Origin of the sequence: Sphingomonas sp. BK069 (assembly GCF_014193405.1) — a bacterium.
Classification (GTDB): Bacteria; Pseudomonadota; Alphaproteobacteria; order Sphingomonadales; family Sphingomonadaceae; genus Sphingomonas.
In genome coordinates this window covers 146,939-166,036 of record NZ_JACHZH010000006.1, presented here as the reverse complement: position 1 = coordinate 166,036, position 19,098 = coordinate 146,939, and the positions used below count along the sequence as shown (strand labels likewise).

The following is a 19,098-nucleotide window of genomic DNA, read 5'->3' as shown; positions in this document are numbered from 1 at the left end:
TCACGATGGCGTTCCAGCCCATCGTAGATATCCGCACAGGCGATGTCTTCGCCTATGAGGCGCTGGTGCGTGGCGTCGACGGCCGATCTGCGGGTGACATATTGTCCGCTGTCTCGCCCGAGCTCATCTACCGGTTCGATCAGGCATGCCGGGTGAAGGCGATCGAACTGGCCGGTCGCTTGTTCGCTCCCGACGACGGCGCAAAGCTGTCGATCAACTTCATGCCGAACGCCGTGTACGAGCCCGACGCGTGCATCCGCGCGTCACTCTCCGCGGCGCGACGTGTCGGCTTCGACCCTGGTCGGCTCATGTTCGAGTTCACCGAAGATGAACGGATGCGCGACGTGCCGCATGTCCGCCACATCATCGACGCCTACCGGACACGCGGGTTCACGACGGCGATCGACGATTTCGGCGCGGGCTACGCCGGGCTGGGGCTTCTCGCCGACCTGCACCCCGACATGTTAAAGCTGGACATGGCTCTGATCCGCGGCATCGATGCGTCGACCGCGCGCCAGATCATCGTCGCAGGTGTGGTGCAGATGGCAGACGCGCTGGGCGTCCGCTGCATCGCAGAGGGCATCGAGACTGCCGCGGAACTTCGTACGGTCCGCGAGCTCGGGATTACTTTGTGCCAGGGATACGTGCTCGCCCGTCCAATGATCGAGGCTCTACCCTCCTTGTCATTGCCCTCGTGACCCGACCCGTAAGCGGTCACTCCCGGCGCCCTGCTATGCCGCCAAATCCGTCAGGCAGCGAGTCGAGCGCGTGGTCGAGCGCAGCCGGGTCGGTGACATCGAACACGGCGATGTGGACGCGGCCGCCGTGCTCGGCCGCCAGTCGCTCGAGCCGCTCAGCGCGGCGGCCGGTGGCGATCACCTGCCAGCCGGCGCGCACCAGCGCGCGGGTGGTCGCCTCGCCGATACCTGAGGTGGCGGCGGTTACGATCGCAGTCTTCACGTTCACTTCTCCTGAGGGCTGGGCACGCGGTCGATGTTGCCGTCGAACGCCCGGGGTTCCAGGCTGACGAAGCCGTCGCGGTTGGGCATCCTGACCTGCGACAACGTCGCCGCGTCGATCCGAACGTCAGCGCCAACGATGCCGTCGATCGAAAGCAGATAGGCGGCAAGACCATAAACTTCGTCGTCGGTCAGCGATTGCGGCGCGGTGAGCGGCATGGCGCGGCGAATGTAGTCGAACAGCGTTGGCGCATAGGGCCAGTAACTCGCCACCGAGCGGACCGGCTGGGGCGCGGCGAGCGTGCCGATGCCGCCGGTCAGTCGCTCCGCCGCTCCGCCCACCCCCGCCTCGCCGTGGCAGGCGGCGCATTTCGCGCTGAAGGTCGCGCGTCCCTGCGCCACCGTACCCGAGCCGGGCGGCAGTCCGGTGCCGTCGGACAGGATCGAGATGTCTTCGCGGCGCACGACATCGGCCGGCGCGGGACGACCGAGGTGAGGCGTGGCATCCGGGCCATCGTCGCCGCCGCTGCACCCGGTGGCACCGAGGAGTGCGGCGAGCAGCAGCGCGGCTTCACGCATAAACATGCGTGATCCGGCCGCGGGAGTCGACCGCCCAGCTCTGGACGGCGTTGGCATGGTAGCGCTGGCCTGGAGCATAGCGCGCGCGCCAGGCGGCGCGTGTGGGCTGCACCGCACCGGTCTCATCGATGGCCCGGCTCATCAGCGTCGTCGGAGCGCCGCTCCAGCGCCACGGGATGCGCCACGCGGTGAGCGCCTGCGGCAGCACGGGGCGGTCGAGCGCGGCATCGGCCCAGCTCCTGCCACCGTCCGCCGACACCGCCACGCTGCGCACGCGCCCCCGCCCCGACCATGCGAGCCCGCTGATCTCGATCGCGCCGCGCGCGCGGAGATCGTGGCCGAACGACGGGCGCAGTATGATCGACTTGGCGCCCATGCGCAGCGAGAAGGCGTCGGCCGTGCCGTCCGCGTGCAGGTCGGTGTATTTCGACGTCTCGTCGCGCGAGAAAGCGGGTGCGGCGAGCAGGCGCAGCCGACGCAGCCACTTGACCGAGGCATTGCCCTCGACGCCGGGCAACAGCAGCCGCATCGGATAGCCCTGCTCGGGACGCAGCGGCGCGCCGTTCTGCAGCAAGGCGATCATGGCGTCGTCGCGCAGCGAGAGCGGAATGCTTCGCGTCATCGCCGCGGCGTCCGCGCCCTCGGCCTGCATCCAGCGCGCGGCGGGATCGACCCCGGCCTCGTCGAGCAGGGTCGACAGCAGCACGCCGCTCCATTCGGAGCAGGAGAGCAGCCCGTTGATCTGGCCGGCGCTCGCCTGCTCCGGCTCGGGCGCGGCGATCGAGCCGCTATTGCCCGAACACTCGATGAAGAGGGTGCGCGTGTGTCGCGGATAGCGCAGCAGGTCATCGTAGCGGAACAGGAGCGGCCGGCGCACCAAGCCGTGGATGAGCAACGCGTGCCGATCGGCATCGATCGCGGGTACGCCGTTGTGATGACGCTCGAAGTGCAGCGCGGACGGCGTGATCGTCCCCGCCAGCAGATCGATCGGGGTGCGCGACGAGCCGCTGCCGGCGAAGGGAAGGTCGGGCACGAGCCGCGTGATGCCGTCGCCGCTGCCGCCGCGCGAGAGCGGCGCTCCCGGCGTCAGCATCCATGCCGGCGAGCGCGTGCCGACCTCCGCTGCACCACCCAGCAGCGCGCCCGCCGATGCCGCGCCGGCGGCCAGCAGGGTGCGACGGTGGAGCAGACCCCCGCCTGCTACCATCTCGTCATCCGCTCTGGCTCGATGGGTCACGCGGCCTGATGGGCAGCGAGCGGGGGCGCCGCGGGCACGTCGCGCAGCAGCGGGAGCAGCTGGTCGCCCTGGCGTCGGATCTCGGCGAGATAGGGCGTGTCGGAGAGGATGAAGCTGTTGATTCCCAGATCGCGATACTTGCGCAGCGATGCCGCGACGTCCGCGGCCGAGCCGACGAGCCATGTCGTGCCGGCCCCACCCCCGCCGTAGCGACCGGGCGCGGTGTAGAGGTTGCCGTCGAGCACCTCGCCGCGGGCGTGGAGATCGAGCAGACGTTGCTGTCCCACCGCCTTGAAGGCGCGATGTTGGTCGACCTTGCCCTGGCGCGCGGCCATCTCGTCGACCTTCGCCTCGGCGTCCGCCCACGCCTGTTCGGTGGTGTCGCGCACCAACGTGGTGATGCGCAGCCCGAACTCGAGTGGCGGCAGGTCGCGATCGAGGTCGCGGCTGAGGCGCTTCAGCCGCTCGATCCGTTCGGCCACGTCGGCGAGCGGCTCGCCCCAGAAGAGCTGGACGTCGGCCTCGGCCGCCGCCACGCGCTCGGCCGCTGCGGACGCGCCGCCGAAGTAGAGCCGCGGGTGCCGGCGCTCGCCGCGCGGCGTGATGCGCGGAACGACCGTGGAGTTGGCGACGTGGAAATGCTCGCTCTCGAACGTCACGTCGGTCTCGGTCCACAGCCGCCGCACCAGTCGCATGAAGCTTTTCGTCCGGTCGTAGCGGTGCGCCTGATCTCCCTCGCTGTCGCCGTACGCGGCTAGATTGTCCTGGCCGGACACGATGTTGACCCGCACCCGACCGCCGCTCAGCGCGTCAAGCGTCGCCGCGGCGGAGGCAAAATTGGCCGGGCGCCAATAGCCCGGCCGGACCGCGATCAGCGGCTCGAACGTGGTCGTGCGCGCGGTGAGCGCGGCGGCCACGGTGAAGGTGTCCGGTCGCCCCCAACCGGTACCGATCAGCGCGCCCTGCCAGCCATGCTCCTCGAGCGCGCGCGCGTGCGCGGTCAGCGTCTCGAGGCCGGACGAGTCATGATCGCTCACGTCGCCGCGGTGGCCGCCCTCGACCTGGTTGGGGATGTACCAGAGGAATTCGGAGGGGTTCGTCATGGGGATCTCCGGCTGAAGGGTCGCGGATCAGTCGAGGCGGAAGCCGAGACCGTGGAGCACGTCGCGCAGCAGGTGGCGGCCGGCGAGCGAGTCGATGCCGCGCACGCGCTGGCTCGCCTGTTCGCTCCAGTCGCGCTCGGGCATCGCCTGCTCGCGCTGAAAGCCGCGCAGCCGCGCGTCATAGGCGGCGATCAAGCCGGCGTGGTCGCTCGCGCCGTAGCGCTCGCGGAACAGCACGGCCTTCTGCGGCAGTCGCGGCTTGACCGAGGCGGGCGCGGCGGGATCGGGATAGCCGACGGTAAGGCCGAACAGCGCGAAGGATCGCGGCGGCAGCGCGAGCTCGGCGGCGACCTCGGCGGGCTTGTTGCGGATGCCGCCGATATAGCAGCTTCCCAGCCCGATCGCCTCGAGCGCGACGACGGCATTCTGCGCCGCCAACGACGTGTCGACCGCTCCGAGCAGGAAGCTCTCGAGGAAGTGCAGCCCTTCCGCAGGGGTGCCGACCCGGTCACCGATCCGGGTGAGGCGCTGATGGTCGACGATCCACAGCAGGAACAAAGGCGCCTGGAGGATTTGCTTCTGGTTGCCCGCGAGCGCCGCCAGCCGAGCCTTGCGGTCGGGGTCCGCGACCGCGATGACGGTCCATGGCTGAAGGTTGGATGAAGTCGGCGCCGACTGCGCGGCAGCGACCGCGAGCTCGACCGCCCCCGCAGGCACCGGATCGGGGCGATAGGCGCGCACTGAGCGATGCGCCACGATCGTGTCGAGCGTCTCGTTCCATGCCACGGACAGGTCGAGCGGCGTGCGGTAGCGATCGTACAGCCGCGTGTCGCGCCGTCCGGCGGCCACATCGGTGCGGTACGCGAGGGAGGTCGCGTCAGCCATATCGTACCTCCGTGGCGGGAGGAGGCGCAGCCTCCGTATGATCTTCGGCCACGTCCTCGACGCCAAGCAGGCGGTGGAGCGTCGCACGCAATTCGGCCATGCGCGCGCGCCGGGCGACGCCGGCACCAGGCAGCGCGACCGGCAGGTCAGCTGCGAGCCGGCCCTGGTCGAGCAGCACGATCCGGTCGGCGAGCAGCATCGCCTCGTCGATGTCGTGCGTCACGAGCAGCACCGCGGGGCGATGCGCGTCGACCAGGCGCCGCAGCAGCGCGTGCATCTGCACCCGTGTCAGCGCGTCCAGCGCACCGAACGGCTCATCTGCCAGGAGCAACTTGGGCTCCCGTACCAGCGCGCGCGCCAAAGCGACGCGCTGCTGCTCGCCGCCCGACAGCTCGTGCGGCCAGGCACGCTCGCGCCCGGCGAGACCGACCTCGGCGAGCACCTCGCCGGCCCGTGCGCGCTGGCCCGAGACACCGAGCAGCACGTTGTCGAGCACGCGCATCCACGGCAGCAGCCGGGCATCCTGGAAGATCACCGAGAGTCGCTCCGGGAGGCGGATCTCGCCCGAACCCTCGGCCTCGTGGTCGATCTCCGCCAGCGCGCGCAGCAGCGTGCTCTTGCCCGATCCGCTGCGCCCAAGCAGCGCCACGAACTCGCCCGGCGCGATGTCGAGGTCGATGCCGTTCAACACGCCCTTTGCGGTAAAGGAGCGAGTGAGCGCGCGCACCTGCACCGCGGGCGATGGCCCCCAGCCGCTCATCGGCCGAGCGTCCGGCGCCAGCCGAGCAGGCGACGTTCGAGCTGGCGTACCAGCGCGTCCGAACCGAAGCCGAGCAGCGCATAGACGACGAGGCCGACGAGCATGACATCGGTCTGCGCATAGTTGCGCGCAAGCGTGACCATATAGCCGATGCCGCTCGTCGCGTTGAGCTGCTCCACCACCACCAGCGCGAGCCAGGACGAGGTGACGCCGAAGCGCAGACCGGTGAGGAAGCCGGGCAATGATCCCGGCACGACGACATGGCGGAGGAACTGCCACCGCGTCAGCCGCACCGTCTCGGCGAGTTCGACATGGCGGAGGTCGATCGCGCGCAAGGCATTGTGCGTGTTGATGTAGACGGGGACGAAGACCGCAGTGGCGATCAGCGTGACCTTCATCGTCTCGCCGATGCCGAGCCACAGGATCATGAACGGGATCAGCGCCAGGATCGGCACGCCGCGCTTGATCTGCACCAGCCCGTCGATGACATAGCCGCCGAGCAGCGACAGGCCCGACAGCAGCGCCAGCGCGGTCCCGATCGCGACGCCGACGCCCAGTCCCGTCATCGCGCGACCGGCGGACACGGCGAGATGCTCCTGAAGCCGGCCCTCGCGGATCAGCTCGGCCCCGGTCGTGATCGCGGTCCAGGGAGCGGGCAGGATGCGCGGGTCGAGCCAGCCCGACATCGACAGGACCGACCAGTAGAGCAGCAACAGACCTGGCCCGAGCAGGCTGCCATAGCGCGCCGGCGCGCCCGGGCTCAGCGATCGCCGCGGTACGCGCGCGCTTCGCGGCAGGTAGGCGACCGGCGGGTCGATGGGCCGCCGCTCCTCCGCCTTAGCGATGCTCAGATCTTGCGAGATGGCGTTCATGACGGATCTCTCCTGTCGGTCGCTGCGGCGTCACCAGCGATCGATTCGAAGCGGCGGTCGAACAGCGTCGCGGCGTCGAGACGCGGACGGCCGGTTTCCGGGCCGAGCGTGTCGATGGCGGCCTGCTCGTAGGCGATCGCGCCCTTCCAGCGACGCGGCACCGAGACGTTGGTGATGTACTTGGCGAGCATGCGCGCGTCATCGAGTGGCAACCCTCGCTGGCCGGCGTAATAGCCGCGAGCCAGATCCTCCGGATGCGCGTTGATCCACGCCTGGGCGCGGCCCCAATAGGCGGCGAAGAGGCGCAGCGCGGCCGCCTTGCCTGGGTCAGTGAGCGCTGCCTCGGGCACGTAGACGTTGCCGCCGTCGTCGCGGAACGGCGGGTGCTCGAGCAGCCGCGCGCCGCGCGCGCCATTGTCGCGCAGATACCGCTGCGCGACCAGATCGTTGCGGATCGGTGCCGCATCGACCGCGCCCGATGCGAGCGCGTTCGAATAGACATCCCCGCCGATGCTGGACGGCAGCTCGACCAGCGTCACCTGATCGCGCGGGATGCCCGCGGCCCTCAGCGTCTCGATCACGACCTGCGCCTGCACCTGGCTGGGGCTGAAGGCGATGCGTTTGCCGCGCAGGTCGGCGATCGTCCTGATCTTAGCGCGCGGCGCGATGCCGAAGACATAGGCCTGCCGCCCCGAACGCTCGGCATATTCGCGAAAGGCGATGATACGCACGGGTATGCCGGTCCACACCGCGTGGATCGGCGGCACGCTCGCGCCGAAGCCGACATCGAGCACGCCGGCGTGGAACGCCTCGGTCACGTCGGGGCCGCCGGTGATCTCCGCCCATTCGATGCGGAACGGGAGTTCCTTCTCCCAGCCGTTGTGCTCGAACACCCAGCGTGTGACGGGATCGCCGACCCGCAGCACCACGTCCGGGGGAACGCGCTGCGGCAGCGGCGCCGCGAGCGGGAGCCCCACTGCGGCCTGCGCCGCCCGGCGCGCGGGCGCGAACAGTATCAGCAGCGCGACCGACACCGCCACGAAGGCGGCGAGCGCGGCCGAGCCCCGAGGCAGGCGGGCCGCGGCCTGCGCCATCAGGCGGGCACCGGTGCGGTCGTGAACGACGCGGTCTGTCCGCGATATGTGTCGCCGGGCAGAGAGCGCGGCGCGACGGCGGGCTCGAGCGCGGCGCGGCCCTCATCGCTTGACACGCCCGAAACGCGACGGCCCAGGCTGCGCCCCCGCCAGGCTCTCCTCGGCGCCATATCTGCTCCCTCGCTAAGCCGACCCGGAGAGTGCGGCGGCGGGTCGGACGGTGCGATGCAGAAAAACTTCATACCGTTGAAACAATCCCTACTTTATCGATCTGAATTCAACCAACTACGAAACCCTACTAAACCGATCGGGATTAAGTCGGCAAGTGGGGGAAAAGATGAAAAAGAACCGCCGCGTTCTCGTCCGCGCGTTGCTGGCGACCGCCTCGCTGCTCGCGCCCGCCATGGCCCGGGCACAGGAGGGTCCGTCCGGCCGACTGCCTGAAGACGGCATCGAGCTGGCGCGGGCGGGATCAACCGCGCCGCTCGCAGCCCGCGACGGCGAGGTCGTGGTCACGGCGCGGCGACGCGCCGAGAACATCCGCGACGTGCCGATATCGGTGCAGGCGATCAGCGGCGAGACGCTCGAACGCAAGGGCACGATCGATCTGCAGAGCCTGATCGATCAGACGCCCGGCCTCAACTCGACCGGCGGCAACCCGCGCAACTTCTCCGTGACGATCCGCGGCATCGGCTATGCGCCGACCGCGGCCGACGGGCTCGATAACGCGATCGGCGTGTATTTCGACGGCGTGTACCAGTCACGGCCGGGCCAGGTGCTGCAGGACCTTGTCGACGTGCAGAGTTTCGAGGTGCTGCGCGGTCCCCAGGGTACGCTGTTCGGCCGCAACGCCGCGGCGGGCGCGCTGAATATCACCTTCAACAAGCCGAGCTTCACGTCCGGCCAGACGGTCGAGCTGACCTACGGTCGCTATGACTTCGCGCAGGCCAAGGCGATCGTCACGGGGCCGATCACCGACAATCTCGCCTTCCGCACCGTGGCGTTCGGCACGCGCGCCGACGGCTGGATCGCGACCCCCTTCCGCCCTGCCTTCAAGGCGGCGGCCGAGCGGCAGGGTATTGACGCGCCCACCGCGACCGCCGAGGGCACGACCGCGGGCACCAAGCGCTGGGGCGTGCGCCAGCAGTTCCTGCTCACCGCGGGCGACCTGACGCTCAACCTGGCGGGCGACCTCAACGTCGAGAACGATAGCGCGGCGGGCTTCAGCTCGGGCGGCGGCATCATCGAGCTGTTCGGCCCCGGCAATTGGGGGATCAACGCCACCGCGGCGCAGCGCACGCGCGTGTCGAACGCGTTCGCGGCGCTCGGGCGCCTAGCCGACTTCGGGGGCGTGCAGAACTGGGCGCCGGCGGTCGACCCGCGGACCAGCATCATCAACAACTACAACCGGACCAAGACCAAGAACGCCGGCGTCTCGCTGACCGCCGATTATGATTATGGTTGGGCGACGCTGACCTCCATCACGGCGTGGCGCTTGTGGACCTTCGATCCGCCGCAGGACAGCGACACGTCGCCGCTCGACATCTACCAAAACATGGCCATCAGCCACAGCGACCAGTTCAGCCAGGAGGTGCGTCTCGCCTCCAGTCGACGCGGCCCGCTCGAGTGGCAGGCGGGAGTGTTCCTCTATCATTCCAAGCTGAAGGATCACTACGTCGTTCACCAGTTCGGCGCCGACGTCATACCCTGGTACAATGCCTTCAACACGGTCGCGGGCGCCGACTTCACGCCCATCCCGCTCTCCTTCCGCTCTCAGCTGACCGGCGTGCAGATCATCGAGGACACGACGGTCAAGAACCGCACCGCCGCGGCGTACGGACAGGCGACCTGGCATGCCACCGACCGGCTCGATGTGACGGGCGGGCTACGCTACACGTACGATCGCAAGAACGGCTCCAGCCCGGTCGATGCCAGCCAGATGCCCGCGACGCTGCCGGCGGGGATCACCAACGCGCAGCTGCTCGCCTTCTACACCGCCATCGACGCGGTGCAGCGCAATCCCGGGGTCACCTATCGCATCCCCGGCTATCCGACTGCGGCCGCGACGAGCGGCTATCCGCTCAACCTGGAGACGTCGAACGATAATCTCTCGGGCACGCTCAGCCTGTCGTACAAGATCGCGCCCGATGTGACCGGCTACGTCACCTACGCGACCGGTTTCCAGGCCGGCGGGCTGGATCTCAACAATCGCTCGCTCAGCCCGTCGGCGCCGGCGATCCAGCCGACGACGACGAAGAACATCGAGGTGGGCCTCAAGGCGTCGCTGCTCGACCGCCATCTCACCTTGTCGCTCGCGGTGTACCAGGAGCAGCTCAATGGCTTCCAGACGTCGATCTCATTCGTGCTGCCCGATGGCACGCCGCAGCGCGGCGCCACCAACGTGGGGGACATTCGAGCGCGAGGGCTCGAATGGAGCGTGGCCGCGAACGTCGGCGGCGGCTTCCGCCTGACCTTCGACGGCAATTACAACGATGCGAACTATACCCGAGCGCCGTCGCTCCCGGCACCCGCCGAGCTCAGCTACAACGGCATCGCCAACATCGACGCCGAAGGCCAGCGCGCGCCCTACTCGCCGAGATGGGCGCTTTCCGCGACGCCATCATGGGACGTGCAAGTCGCGTCGGGCACCGAATTCTACAGCTACGCGCAATTCTCCCACACCACTGGGTACGGGACGGGGGTCACGCAGTCGATCTACACGCAGGTGCCGAACCAATCCAACCTGAATCTGCGCGCTGGCCTTCGGCTGAACAGCGGCCGCTACGACATCTCGCTCTTCGCCAACAACGCCACCAACGAGCGCAACATCATCTCGCAAGCGCTGCTCGCGGCGCCCTCCGGAGCAGGCGTGACCGCTTATCTGGGACGAACGGTGAACTACAACCAGCCGGCACGCTATGGGATCACACTGCGGGCTCGGTACTAACGTTCGCTTCGCTGAAGCAAGGTAGAGGTGATCAGGCGTCAAGAGAGCACATGACGGATCGATCTCGGCTTATTTATTCTTGCGCCAACTCACTTGTCGCGTGAACAGCAGCTTTACCCGGTTGTTAGCCCAGCGGGCCACCTCCTGCTTCTCGCGCATGCCGAGCTCGGTCAGCACGGCACCGTAGCAGCGCAAACCATCGGTGGTGATCGCTTCGGGCGGGCCGTAGCGCTTGAGCGCCTTCTTCATGAAAGCGACTGCCGCCTTCTTCTCTCGTGTTTGGTGACGTAGCGATTGAGGATCTCACCGGCTGGTCCGACGACCGGCGCGACCGTGCCGGGATCACCGCGAGCACGTCGCTTTCAGGATGGATCAGACGTCAGAAGCTGAGCCCCACGCGGATACCGCCGAAACGTCGGAAGTCGCGCGGCAGCAGCGCCGCGGTGGCGACGTGGCCGCCGAAGTTGTTCGCGTTGTTGACGAGCGACGTATAATGCCGCTGATCGAAAACATTGTCGACGAAGACCGCGGCGTCCCAGTGTCGATCCGCCTCGCGCAGCCCCAGACTGACGTTGGCGATGTGATAGGCACGCTGCCACAGCTCCGGATCGCGCGGCGCGTACGACAGCGCGCCCTGATATTGCCACGCCGCCTGCATCACGCCGCGATAATGCTGGCCGAGCTCGGGCGCGTATTCGGCGCTGGCGTCGAGCCGCCAGGTCGGCGCCTGCGGCAGGCGCTCGCCCGAGAGGTCCTGCCGCGCCGGCGTACCGACGCAGCCCTGTGCGACCGTCTGTAGCGGGAAGCAGGGCGCCGAGGGGAAGGAGAGATAGCGGGCGCGCAGGTAGGTGGCGTTGGCGGCGAGGGTGAGGTCGCCGGTCGGCCGCGCCGCGGTCTCCACCTCCACGCCGCGCGTGACCAGCCGGCCGACGTTGGTCAGGCGATTGCGATAGCTGCCGTCGGGGTAGAATTCGACCGTCTGCGCCTGCAGGTCGCGGTAATGCGTGTCGAAGAAGGTGAGGTTGGCGGTGAGGCGCCGTTCGAACCACTGGCTGCGGACCCCGATCTCCTGGTCGCGCGACCGTTCCGGGCGGATCGGTCCGCCATCGGCCCGCTTCTGGTCGAAGCCGGTGGTAAGGTCGTAGGCCTGGCCCTTGTAGCCGGTCGCATGATTGGTGAAGAGCATCAGGTCGCGCGTCGCCTGATACGCCAGGCCGAGCCGGTAGGTCGCGGCGTCGTCGCCGTCATGGCCGGCGTAGTGATGCGTCGCCTGCGGATCACGCTGGGCGACGAGCAGGTCGTCGAACGTGTAGCGAACGCGCTCGTTCTGGACGCGACCGCCGGCGGTGGCGGTGAGCGTGGGCACGAACTCCCAGTCCAGCTGCCCGAAACCGGCGATCTGGCGCGAGCCGGCGGTCGCGTAGAGATGGGAGAGCGCGAAGCCGGAGCCGCGCTCGAACGGTCGCTCGAAGCGGGTGTCGGCATAATAGAGGCCGAGCGCGTAGCGGAAGGCGGAGTCGCCGGGCGAGAGGACGCGCACCTCCTGCGTGAACAGGCGCGATTCGAAGCGCCCGATCTCGCGCGCGTTGCCATGGCGCTCGGACGAGGCGGTGTCGTCGAAGTCGAGATAATCGTAGAGCTTGAAGCGATCATAGTTGGTCAGGCTCAGGAAGCTGAGTTTGCCGAGATCCCATTCGCTGCGCAGCAGGGCGCCGCTGCCGTGATAGTCGGTCCCCGACCTTGCGTTGTACGCGACCGTCTGATTGCCGGGGCCGACCTCGACGCCGGGAAGGACCGCTGCCGGGGTGAGCGCGGGGTCGCTGCGCAGCCGGGCCGCGGGATCCAGCCGGATGAACGGCCGGCCGAAGTCCGTGCTGCCCTCGACGTAATTGCCGGAGAGCGTGAAGGTGAGGTCCGGCGTCGCGCGCCATCGCAGCTTGCCGCGGGTCGTGATCGTGTCGCGCCCGCCGACGCGCTTGTCCCTGACGGTGTCGCGGAGGTTGCCGTCCCAGTGCGTGAAGCCGCCGGTGACGACATAGCCCAGCGTGTCGGTCAGCGGTCCGGTGAGGCTGAGCTGCTCGGCGAACTCGTGATCGTCGGTGAGGCGCGCGGTGGCCCGGACGTGCAGGTCGTTGGTCGGCTGCGTCGTCATGATCTTGATCAGGCCCGCCGAGGCCGCCTTGCCGTAGAGCGTGCTCTGCGGCCCTCGCAGCACCTCGATCATCGCGACGTCGGGCAGATCGCTGATGGCGCGCGCGAGAAAGGCGACCGGCGCGCCGTCCACCGTGACGGCGACGCTCGACTCCACGCCGATCGCATAGGCGAAGGTGCCGACGCCGCGGATCGAGACGTTGGTGTTCACCGGCTGGTTGGCGGGGCGGACGATGAGCGAGGGCATCACCTGCTCCAGCTCCTGGAAGTGGTGGACACCCTGCGCTTCCAGCTGCGCGGGATTGACGACCTGGACCGCCAGCGGCACGTCCTGGATGTTCTCGAAGCGCTTCTGCGCCGTGGTGGTGACGACGACCTCGCCGTCCGGCGCTTCGGTAAGGGTGCCGGGCTTGGGTGCCTCGGTCGGGGTTTGGGCGTGCGCCTGGGCGATGCTCAGCGCGGTCGCGGCGACGGCGGTCAGATGATAGCCGGCGCTCGAAGCCCTGTAATGCATGTGCCTCTCCCCCTGATCGCCTGCGGACCTGAGGGCTTTGTAGAGGTTCGACGCGCGCGCCCGTCGAAGAGGGCATCTTTTATCGAGCGAGCGAGGCCGCGGCGGCGAGCCGGCGATCGATCTGTGGACGAAGCACGGTGCCCCCCCCAGCGGATCAGGCCTTCCCGACCCCGCTCCCGCCACGGTGAGGGCGGTCGCCGGGCGGCCCGTCACATCGCCTTCAGCGCCTCCGCGTGGCGTGCCACCATCGCCGCGATGCGCGCTGCTGCCGCCTTCAGTGCCGCCGCGCTGCCACGCGCGGCATAGGCCTGATGCAGCGACAGCGCCCGCGCGTGCGCGGCGCGCTGCTGCGCGACATAGGTGGCGTCGCGCGCCAGGCCGGTCTCGGCGCGCAGCTCGACGATCAGCTCGGTCTGGAGCGGCGTCAGCGCCGCCGCGGGCACGCGCACCCTGGCGCGCGCCGCCGCCGCGCGCCGCGTCGCGCTGCCACGCGCGTGATCGGCCAGCATCATGCGGGCGAACTCGCGCACCTTCGCGTCGGTGGTGGACTCGAGCACCATCTGGCTCGCCGCGCGCTCGTACAGGTCCGCCGCGCCCGCCGCCTCGAGGTAGCGGGCGGGCGACATCGCCTGCGCTCCCGCGGGAGCGGTCATCATCGCGGCGGCCAACGTCATCAGCCCGGCGATCGCGCGCATCATCCCTCTCCTCACAGGCCGAACGCCGACTTGAGCCGCGCCACCGCGAAGAGCTCGGCGTCATAGGCGCCGCGCACCAGCCGGCCCATGCCGAAGAACTCGTGCGTCACCCCGTTGTATGTCCGCTGCTGCACGCTCACGCCGGCGCCGCGCAGCGCCTGGGCGAGCGTCTCGCCGTCGGAGCGCAGCGGGTCGATCTGGGCGTTGACGATCGTCACCGGCGGCAGCCCGCGCAGGTCGGCCTTGACCAGGTTGAGCCGCGGGTCGGCGGCGTCGCCGGCGTTCGCGCTATGATAATGCGCGAACCAGCCGAGCATCGCCGTGTCGAGCGGGGTCGCGCCGGCCGAATCGCGCCGGGACGGCAGCGCGGGGTCGCTGTTGGCGATCGGGTAGATCGCGAGCACGTGCGCCGGCCGCGCCAGTTCATGGTCGCGCGCGTAGATCGCGGTGTTGAGCGCGAGATTGCCGCCCGCGCTCTCGCCCGCCAGCGCGACGCGCGCCGGGTCGGCCCCCCAGGCGGCGGCGTTCTGCACCGCCCAGCCATAGGCAGCGGCGGCGTCGTCGTGCTGCGCCGGGAAGCGGAACTCGGGCGCGCGCCGATACTCGACCGAGACCACGATCGCGTTGAGCTGCTTGGCGAGCAGCCGCGGGGTCGCGTCATAGGCGGTGAGATCCGCCAGTACCCAGCCGCCGCCGTGATAATAGACCAGCAGCGGCAGCGGCGCGCCCGTTCCCGCCGCCGCACCCGGCCGGTAGAGGCGCGCATATTGCATCGGGTCCGTGCCGTAGGCGAGATCCTGCGTCGTCACCGTCGCATCGGGCGCGACCGACATGCCCGACTTGCGGATGGCGGCGTTGTACGCGTCCGCCGCCGAGGGCTCGAGCCGCGCCTCGACCGGGGTGAGCGTCGCGATCGGTCGTGCGCCGAGCAGCGGCAGCTGCTCCAGCACGCCTCTCATGTCGTCCGCCACAGCGGTCGGCGGGCGCGTGGCCGCGGCGGGCGGCGGAGGCGGCGCATCGTTGAGCGCGGCCGGCGATTGTGCCGCCGCGCCGACACCCCATGCCAGCGCGACCGCCGCGGCCGCACACCATCCCCGTCGCATTCCTGCCCCCCCCCCACGCTCACTCGCGCCGCAGCGCCTCGACCCCCGTGTTCGTCACGCCATTCCGGCGGTGAAACGCGACCTAGGTCAATAATCGCGCGACACCCGCACGTTGGCACTTTGCCGCCCCAGCGTCGAGATCGACGACAGCAGCGACAGCCAGCGTGTCACCTGGAACTCGACCCGGGTCGCCGAGTAACCGGCGCCGTCGGTGATGATCTCGGCGTAGATCCGCCGCGTCACATATTTGCCCGCGGCGATTGACGTGCCCTGCCCGGTCTGCGGGTCGGCGGGCAGGATGCGCAGCCGGTCCAGCCCAGCGGCGCGGCGCACCGCGTTGATCGGGTTGAGCCCGCCGCCGCCGTCCTGCAGCGCCGCCACCGCCGCCGCCAGCTGGAGCGCTTCGGGCGCGGACAGGTTCGTGATCGAGGTGCCGAACAGCAGTCGCGACAGCAGCTCGTCCTGCGGTAGGGCGGGCGTGCTGGTGAAGCTGATCTCGGGCTTGAGCGCGACGCCGGTGACTCGGATCGTCGCGTTGAGCCCGGTGGTGTTGGCGCTCGCCTCGATGTCGAGCGCGGGATTGGCGGGCACCTCGCCGGCGAAGCGGATGATCCCGCGCGACAGCTCGAACTCGCGCCCGGCGAACTCATAGTCGCCGCGCACCAGGTCGGCGCGGCCGGTCAGCGCCGGGTCGGTCGGCGTGCCCGCGATCTGTATCTGCGCGGTCCACTCGCTCGACAGGCCGAGGCCGGTGACCATGAGCCCGTTGCGCGCGCGCGCGCGGACGTCGAGCCGCCACGGTGCCGCCACCTCGTCATCGGCATTGTCGCCGCCGGGCACGTTGATCTCGCGCACCGCCACCTGCGGCAGCGCGCTCGCGACCGTGGCCTGGCCGAACTTGTAGCGGCTGGTGTCGAGCCGCACGTCGCCGCCGATCACGCCGCCGTCGCCGTTGGAGCGGAAGGTGATGGGGCCGGTGACGGTCGCGCCGATGTCATCGCGGTCGATCAGCACGGCGTGGTCGGCATCGACGCTCAGGTCGAGCGCGACGCCGGTCGGGCGGAGGTCAAACCAGCCGCTGCCCGACACCTTGCCGCCGCGCGCGGTGTCACCGGTGAAGCGATCGAGCTGGAGCCGCGAGCCGCTGAAGCGCCCGCTCGCCGCGACATTGGTGATCGAGGTGCCGGTGATCGCGCTCTGGATCCGCGCGCCCGACGCGCGCACCACGCCGCGCAGCTGCGGCGCCTGGGTGGTGCCGGTGACGTCCGCGGCGAAGGCGACCGGCCCGGTCAGGTCGAACAGCTCGATCCGGGTGAGCCGCCACAAGGTGTCGGCGGGGCCGCTGTAGCGCACCTGCGCGAACAGCCCGGCGCGCGACAGCCGCTCGACCAGGCTGCCGCTGCCGAGCGGCTTGAGCTGCGCCTGCGCGCGCCCGACGATCCTGCCCGCCGACTGCATCACCACGCGCACGCCGGCATGGTCGGGCGCGAGCACCGCGGCCAGCCCCATGTCGACCGGCGTCGACGAGGTCACCAACCCCGATCTGGTCAGCCCGCGCACGGTAAGGTCGGCGCGCCCGGTCGGCGCCGCGCCCGCGCGCGCGTCGAGCCGGAGCGAGCCGCTCGCGCTGCCGCCGAGGCCGAGCCCGCTATAGCCGATGTCGAGCACCGCCAGCGGCAGGTTGGCGAGCGTGGCGCGGACGCTCGTGTCGTCGTCGCCGAGCCGTCCCGACACCTCCGCCGAGCCGCCCGCGAAACTCAGCTTGGTCGAGGCGAGCGTCCAGGCGTCGCCATCGCGGCGCAGCACCGCGGGCGTGTCGAGCCGGATCGGGCGCTGGCCGATGCTGCCGCTGGCGCGCACGGTATAGCCGTCGGGGGTCACGGCGGTGACGGTCTGGACACGGAAGCCGACCCCGCGCGAGCCAGCGATCGCGGCGCGGATCTCGCCGGTCTCCCCCGCCAGCGCGACCGTGCCGTCGAAGCGCGACACCGACAGCGCGCCATGGCGCAGCCCGGCGCCGCGCGCGCTGGCGTCGAGCTTGGTGCCGGCGGGATCGAGCAGCGCGGTGAACTGCAGCTGGGCCACGCGCACCGCGGCGACGCCGCCGATGCGGGCGTTGCGCGCCTGGAGCTGCGCGGCGATGCGCTGCACCTCGCCCCCGGGCGCGAAGTCGAGCGCACCGCTCCACCCGCCGCCGTTGACGCTCAGGCGGCCGCGGAAACCCCCGTCGACGATGTCGAGCGCGCCGGTCGCGCGCGTGCCGCTGACGTCGAGCCGCTCGACCAGGATCCGCGACTGGCCGTCGCCCGGCGGCAGCACGATCTGTCCCGCGCCGGTGAAATCGCCGAGCCGCGATCCGCCCGCCGCGGTGAAGGCGAAGCCCTGCGCGCTGGGATCGAGATGCGCGCGCACCGCGGCCAGCCCCAGCGTGGCATTAGGACGCGCGAAGACGAGATCGAGCGTCGGCCGCTCGATCCGGCCGTCGAGTCGCAGCGTCACCGGGCCGTAGGTGCCCTGCGTCCCCGCGCCCTCGAAGAAGAAGGTGCCGTCGCGGCGGCGATAGCCGTTCCCCGCCAGCCGCAGCGTCGGTGCGGTGAGCACCAGGCGGGTAAAATGGAGGATGCCGTCTGGGGTGCGCTCCAGCTCGGTCTCGATCCGCGGGAGGCCGCCGGTGAGCGAGCGGAAGAAGGCGTTGTCGAGCCGCAGCACGCGCGCGGTGCCGCGCCCGATCACGCGCGTGCCATGGCCGTTCGGCCCCGGCACTGCCTGAAGGCGCGAGTCGACCTGCACCAGCCCGATGCCGGGAATGAGGTACCGCCCGAGCCCCCCGCTCAATGCGACGTCGTAGCGCCCGGTGCGCAGGTCGAGCCGGAGCCCGATCTCGCCGGCGAGCTGGTCCGAGCGCAGCCGCAGCCGGTCGCCGGTGACCTGCGTAGCGGTGACCTTGAGCAGCCCGTCGACGCTGAGGTTGCGCAGGATGCCGCCGGCGACGTCGCCGACGCCGGTGACGCGCGCCGCGGTGAAGCGGGCGGGCACCAGCACTGGCGTCTTCGACCAGCGCCCGCGCCCGGCCGCGCGCGCCTGCTCGAAGCCGGTGTCGTCGAACGCGAACCGGTCGGCGGTGAGGCGATAGTCGAAGGAGAAGGTGCGGAAATTGCCGTCGAGGATGGCGCGCAGCCGCATGTCGCGGGCGGTCATGTTGCGGAACAGCGCCGCCGGGCGCAGCAGCCGCGCGCTGACGCGGACGTTGCGGAACGCGCTGGCGCCGAGGTCGACCATCCCTTGCACCTCGGCGGCGATCGCGGGCGAACGCAGCGACAGCGCGCCGTCGAGCCGCCGGTTGGCGAAGGTGGCGTTCCCGTCGACCGCCACGCGCGGCGCGGTGAGCGACTGGAGCTTGCCGCCGATCACTGCGCTCGGCGCCACCGTGCCGATCAGCCGGTAGCGCCCGTCACGATTGGCGAGCGCGAGGTCGATCACACGCGCCGCGCCGGCCTGCGCCACCGCGCGCCCGTCCCAGCGGTGCCAGTCGCCGTCGCCCGCGACATCGAGCGCGAGCGCGCGGTTGAGCCCGGTCAGCTTCGCCAGCACGCCGCGCGCGGTGCCGCGCGCGCGCGCCTCCAGGTCGAACCGGCCCGCGTCGGGGCGCGAGTCGAGCCGCAGGTCGAGGGAGTCGCTGCCCTGCACCAGCGCGGCGAGGTCGACCAAGGCGTGGCCGTCGCGGATATCGGCGCGCCCGCGCAACCGACCGTAGCGCACCACGCCGGTGACACCCGGCGCGACGATCAGCCGGTCGACCGCGAGCCGTCCGATGGCGATGTCGAACTTGGGCAGCAGCGGCCCGCTGCGGCCGGTGTCGCGCGGCTCGGGTAGCTTGGCGAGCGTCGCGTTGGCGATGTCGAGCGAGGTGATGTCGAGCCGGTTGTGCCACCAGGCGAGCGGCGACCAGTCGAGCCGCGCGCGTGGTACCGTCAGCACGAGCCCCTTGGGATCGTACAGCCGAAAGTCGACCAGCTCGGCGCGTCCGTACAGCGAGCCGTCAATCCGCCCGATGCGGAAGCGCAGCCCGTTGTCGGGTCGCAGCGCGTTAACCCGGTCCGCAACGAAACGGTGCCCGACGCCGGTGTCGAGCACGAACACGACGAGCAGCGAGAGCGCGACCAGCCCCGCGAGCGCCAGCCCAAGATAGCGCAGCAGGC

Annotated in this window: 14 protein-coding genes and 1 pseudogene; 2 read left to right on the top strand and 13 right to left on the bottom strand. The window is 70.4% G+C overall.

Features of this window, described 5'->3' with window-relative positions:
- Nucleotides 1-5 precede the first annotated feature (5 nt).
- A complete protein-coding gene (locus tag FHY02_RS17700; protein ID WP_221190305.1) occupies nucleotides 6-698 on the top strand; it encodes an EAL domain-containing protein in 693 nt (230 codons plus the stop codon).
- 16 nt (nucleotides 699-714) lie between these two features.
- Here the strand turns inward: FHY02_RS17700 and FHY02_RS17695 are convergent, their stop codons facing one another.
- From FHY02_RS17695 to FHY02_RS17660, 8 genes are read right to left on the bottom strand one after another with little or no spacing between them, the layout of a single operon-like run.
- Nucleotides 715-960: an SDR family oxidoreductase gene (locus tag FHY02_RS17695; RefSeq protein WP_183924669.1), complete on the bottom strand. Its 246-nt coding sequence runs from the start codon at nucleotides 958-960 to the stop codon at nucleotides 715-717.
- A gap of 2 nt (nucleotides 961-962) precedes the next feature.
- Nucleotides 963-1,544 (bottom strand): c-type cytochrome, encoded by a 582-nt coding sequence (locus tag FHY02_RS17690; RefSeq protein ID WP_260159373.1) that lies wholly within the window; start codon nucleotides 1,542-1,544, stop codon nucleotides 963-965.
- Nucleotides 1,531-2,745 (bottom strand): sulfite dehydrogenase, encoded by a 1,215-nt coding sequence (gene soxC, locus FHY02_RS17685; protein WP_183924667.1) that lies wholly within the window; start codon nucleotides 2,743-2,745, stop codon nucleotides 1,531-1,533. The genes FHY02_RS17690 and soxC overlap by 14 nt, the downstream gene beginning before the upstream one ends.
- 26 nt (nucleotides 2,746-2,771) lie before the next feature.
- On the bottom strand, nucleotides 2,772-3,878 hold the full coding sequence (locus FHY02_RS17680; RefSeq protein WP_183924665.1) for an LLM class flavin-dependent oxidoreductase: 1,107 nt from the start codon (nucleotides 3,876-3,878) through the stop codon (nucleotides 2,772-2,774).
- A gap of 27 nt (nucleotides 3,879-3,905) precedes the next feature.
- Nucleotides 3,906-4,763 (bottom strand): NADPH-dependent oxidoreductase, encoded by an 858-nt coding sequence (locus tag FHY02_RS17675; protein WP_183924663.1) that lies wholly within the window; start codon nucleotides 4,761-4,763, stop codon nucleotides 3,906-3,908.
- Nucleotides 4,756-5,523 (bottom strand): ABC transporter ATP-binding protein, encoded by a 768-nt coding sequence (locus FHY02_RS17670; RefSeq protein WP_183924661.1) that lies wholly within the window; start codon nucleotides 5,521-5,523, stop codon nucleotides 4,756-4,758. Before FHY02_RS17670 ends, FHY02_RS17675 begins: the two co-directional genes overlap by 8 nt.
- The gene (locus FHY02_RS17665; RefSeq protein WP_183924659.1) at nucleotides 5,520-6,395 is read right to left on the bottom strand and encodes an ABC transporter permease; all 876 of its coding nucleotides are present in this window, start codon (nucleotides 6,393-6,395) and stop codon (nucleotides 5,520-5,522) included. The genes FHY02_RS17670 and FHY02_RS17665 overlap by 4 nt, the downstream gene beginning before the upstream one ends.
- Nucleotides 6,392-7,489 carry an ABC transporter substrate-binding protein gene (locus FHY02_RS17660; protein ID WP_183924657.1) on the bottom strand — a complete coding sequence of 366 codons (1,098 nt, stop codon included), beginning with the start codon at nucleotides 7,487-7,489 and terminating at the stop codon, nucleotides 6,392-6,394. Before FHY02_RS17660 ends, FHY02_RS17665 begins: the two co-directional genes overlap by 4 nt.
- A 337-nt stretch (nucleotides 7,490-7,826) precedes the next feature.
- Here FHY02_RS17660 and FHY02_RS17655 point away from each other — a divergent pair, with 337 nt between their 5' ends.
- Nucleotides 7,827-10,436, top strand: a complete 2,610-nt coding sequence (locus FHY02_RS17655) for a TonB-dependent receptor (RefSeq protein ID WP_183924655.1) — start codon at nucleotides 7,827-7,829, stop codon at nucleotides 10,434-10,436.
- A gap of 69 nt (nucleotides 10,437-10,505) precedes the next feature.
- Here the strand turns inward: FHY02_RS17655 and FHY02_RS17650 are convergent.
- The 5 genes and pseudogenes from FHY02_RS17650 to FHY02_RS17630 form a co-directional block, all read right to left on the bottom strand.
- Nucleotides 10,506-10,706 (bottom strand): annotated as a pseudogene (locus FHY02_RS17650) (DDE-type integrase/transposase/recombinase); the annotation flags it as partial.
- Nucleotides 10,707-10,815: 109 nt separating this feature from the next.
- Nucleotides 10,816-13,101 (bottom strand): TonB-dependent receptor, encoded by a 2,286-nt coding sequence (locus tag FHY02_RS17645; protein ID WP_183924650.1) that lies wholly within the window; start codon nucleotides 13,099-13,101, stop codon nucleotides 10,816-10,818.
- Nucleotides 13,102-13,310: 209 nt separating this feature from the next.
- Nucleotides 13,311-13,796 (bottom strand): DUF4142 domain-containing protein, encoded by a 486-nt coding sequence (locus FHY02_RS17640; protein WP_260172970.1) that lies wholly within the window; start codon nucleotides 13,794-13,796, stop codon nucleotides 13,311-13,313.
- 11 nt (nucleotides 13,797-13,807) lie between these two features.
- The gene (locus FHY02_RS17635; RefSeq protein WP_183924648.1) at nucleotides 13,808-14,899 is read right to left on the bottom strand and encodes an alpha/beta hydrolase; all 1,092 of its coding nucleotides are present in this window, start codon (nucleotides 14,897-14,899) and stop codon (nucleotides 13,808-13,810) included.
- Nucleotides 14,900-14,986: 87 nt separating this feature from the next.
- Nucleotides 14,987-19,096 (bottom strand): translocation/assembly module TamB domain-containing protein, encoded by a 4,110-nt coding sequence (locus FHY02_RS17630; RefSeq protein ID WP_260172977.1) that lies wholly within the window; start codon nucleotides 19,094-19,096, stop codon nucleotides 14,987-14,989.
- Nucleotides 19,097-19,098: the final 2 nt, after the last annotated feature.

Bases quoted from the DNA above. Each gene is read 5' to 3' on its own strand.
- FHY02_RS17700 (WP_221190305.1), top strand. From the start codon at position 6: ATGGCGTTCCAGCCCATCGTAGATATCCGCACAGGCGATGTCTTCGCC.
- FHY02_RS17690 (WP_260159373.1), bottom strand. From the start codon at position 1,544: ATGTTTATGCGTGAAGCCGCGCTGCTGCTCGCCGCACTCCTCGGTGCC.
- soxC (WP_183924667.1), bottom strand. From the start codon at position 2,745: ATGGTAGCAGGCGGGGGTCTGCTCCACCGTCGCACCCTGCTGGCCGCC.
- FHY02_RS17680 (WP_183924665.1), bottom strand. From the start codon at position 3,878: ATGACGAACCCCTCCGAATTCCTCTGGTACATCCCCAACCAGGTCGAG.
- FHY02_RS17675 (WP_183924663.1), bottom strand. From the start codon at position 4,763: ATGGCTGACGCGACCTCCCTCGCGTACCGCACCGATGTGGCCGCCGGA.
- FHY02_RS17670 (WP_183924661.1), bottom strand. From the start codon at position 5,523: ATGAGCGGCTGGGGGCCATCGCCCGCGGTGCAGGTGCGCGCGCTCACT.
- FHY02_RS17665 (WP_183924659.1), bottom strand. From the start codon at position 6,395: ATGAACGCCATCTCGCAAGATCTGAGCATCGCTAAGGCGGAGGAGCGG.
- FHY02_RS17660 (WP_183924657.1), bottom strand. From the start codon at position 7,489: ATGGCGCAGGCCGCGGCCCGCCTGCCTCGGGGCTCGGCCGCGCTCGCC.
- FHY02_RS17655 (WP_183924655.1), top strand. From the start codon at position 7,827: ATGAAAAAGAACCGCCGCGTTCTCGTCCGCGCGTTGCTGGCGACCGCC.
- FHY02_RS17645 (WP_183924650.1), bottom strand. From the start codon at position 13,101: ATGCATTACAGGGCTTCGAGCGCCGGCTATCATCTGACCGCCGTCGCC.
- FHY02_RS17640 (WP_260172970.1), bottom strand. From the start codon at position 13,796: ATGCGCGCGATCGCCGGGCTGATGACGTTGGCCGCCGCGATGATGACC.
- FHY02_RS17635 (WP_183924648.1), bottom strand. From the start codon at position 14,899: ATGCGACGGGGATGGTGTGCGGCCGCGGCGGTCGCGCTGGCATGGGGT.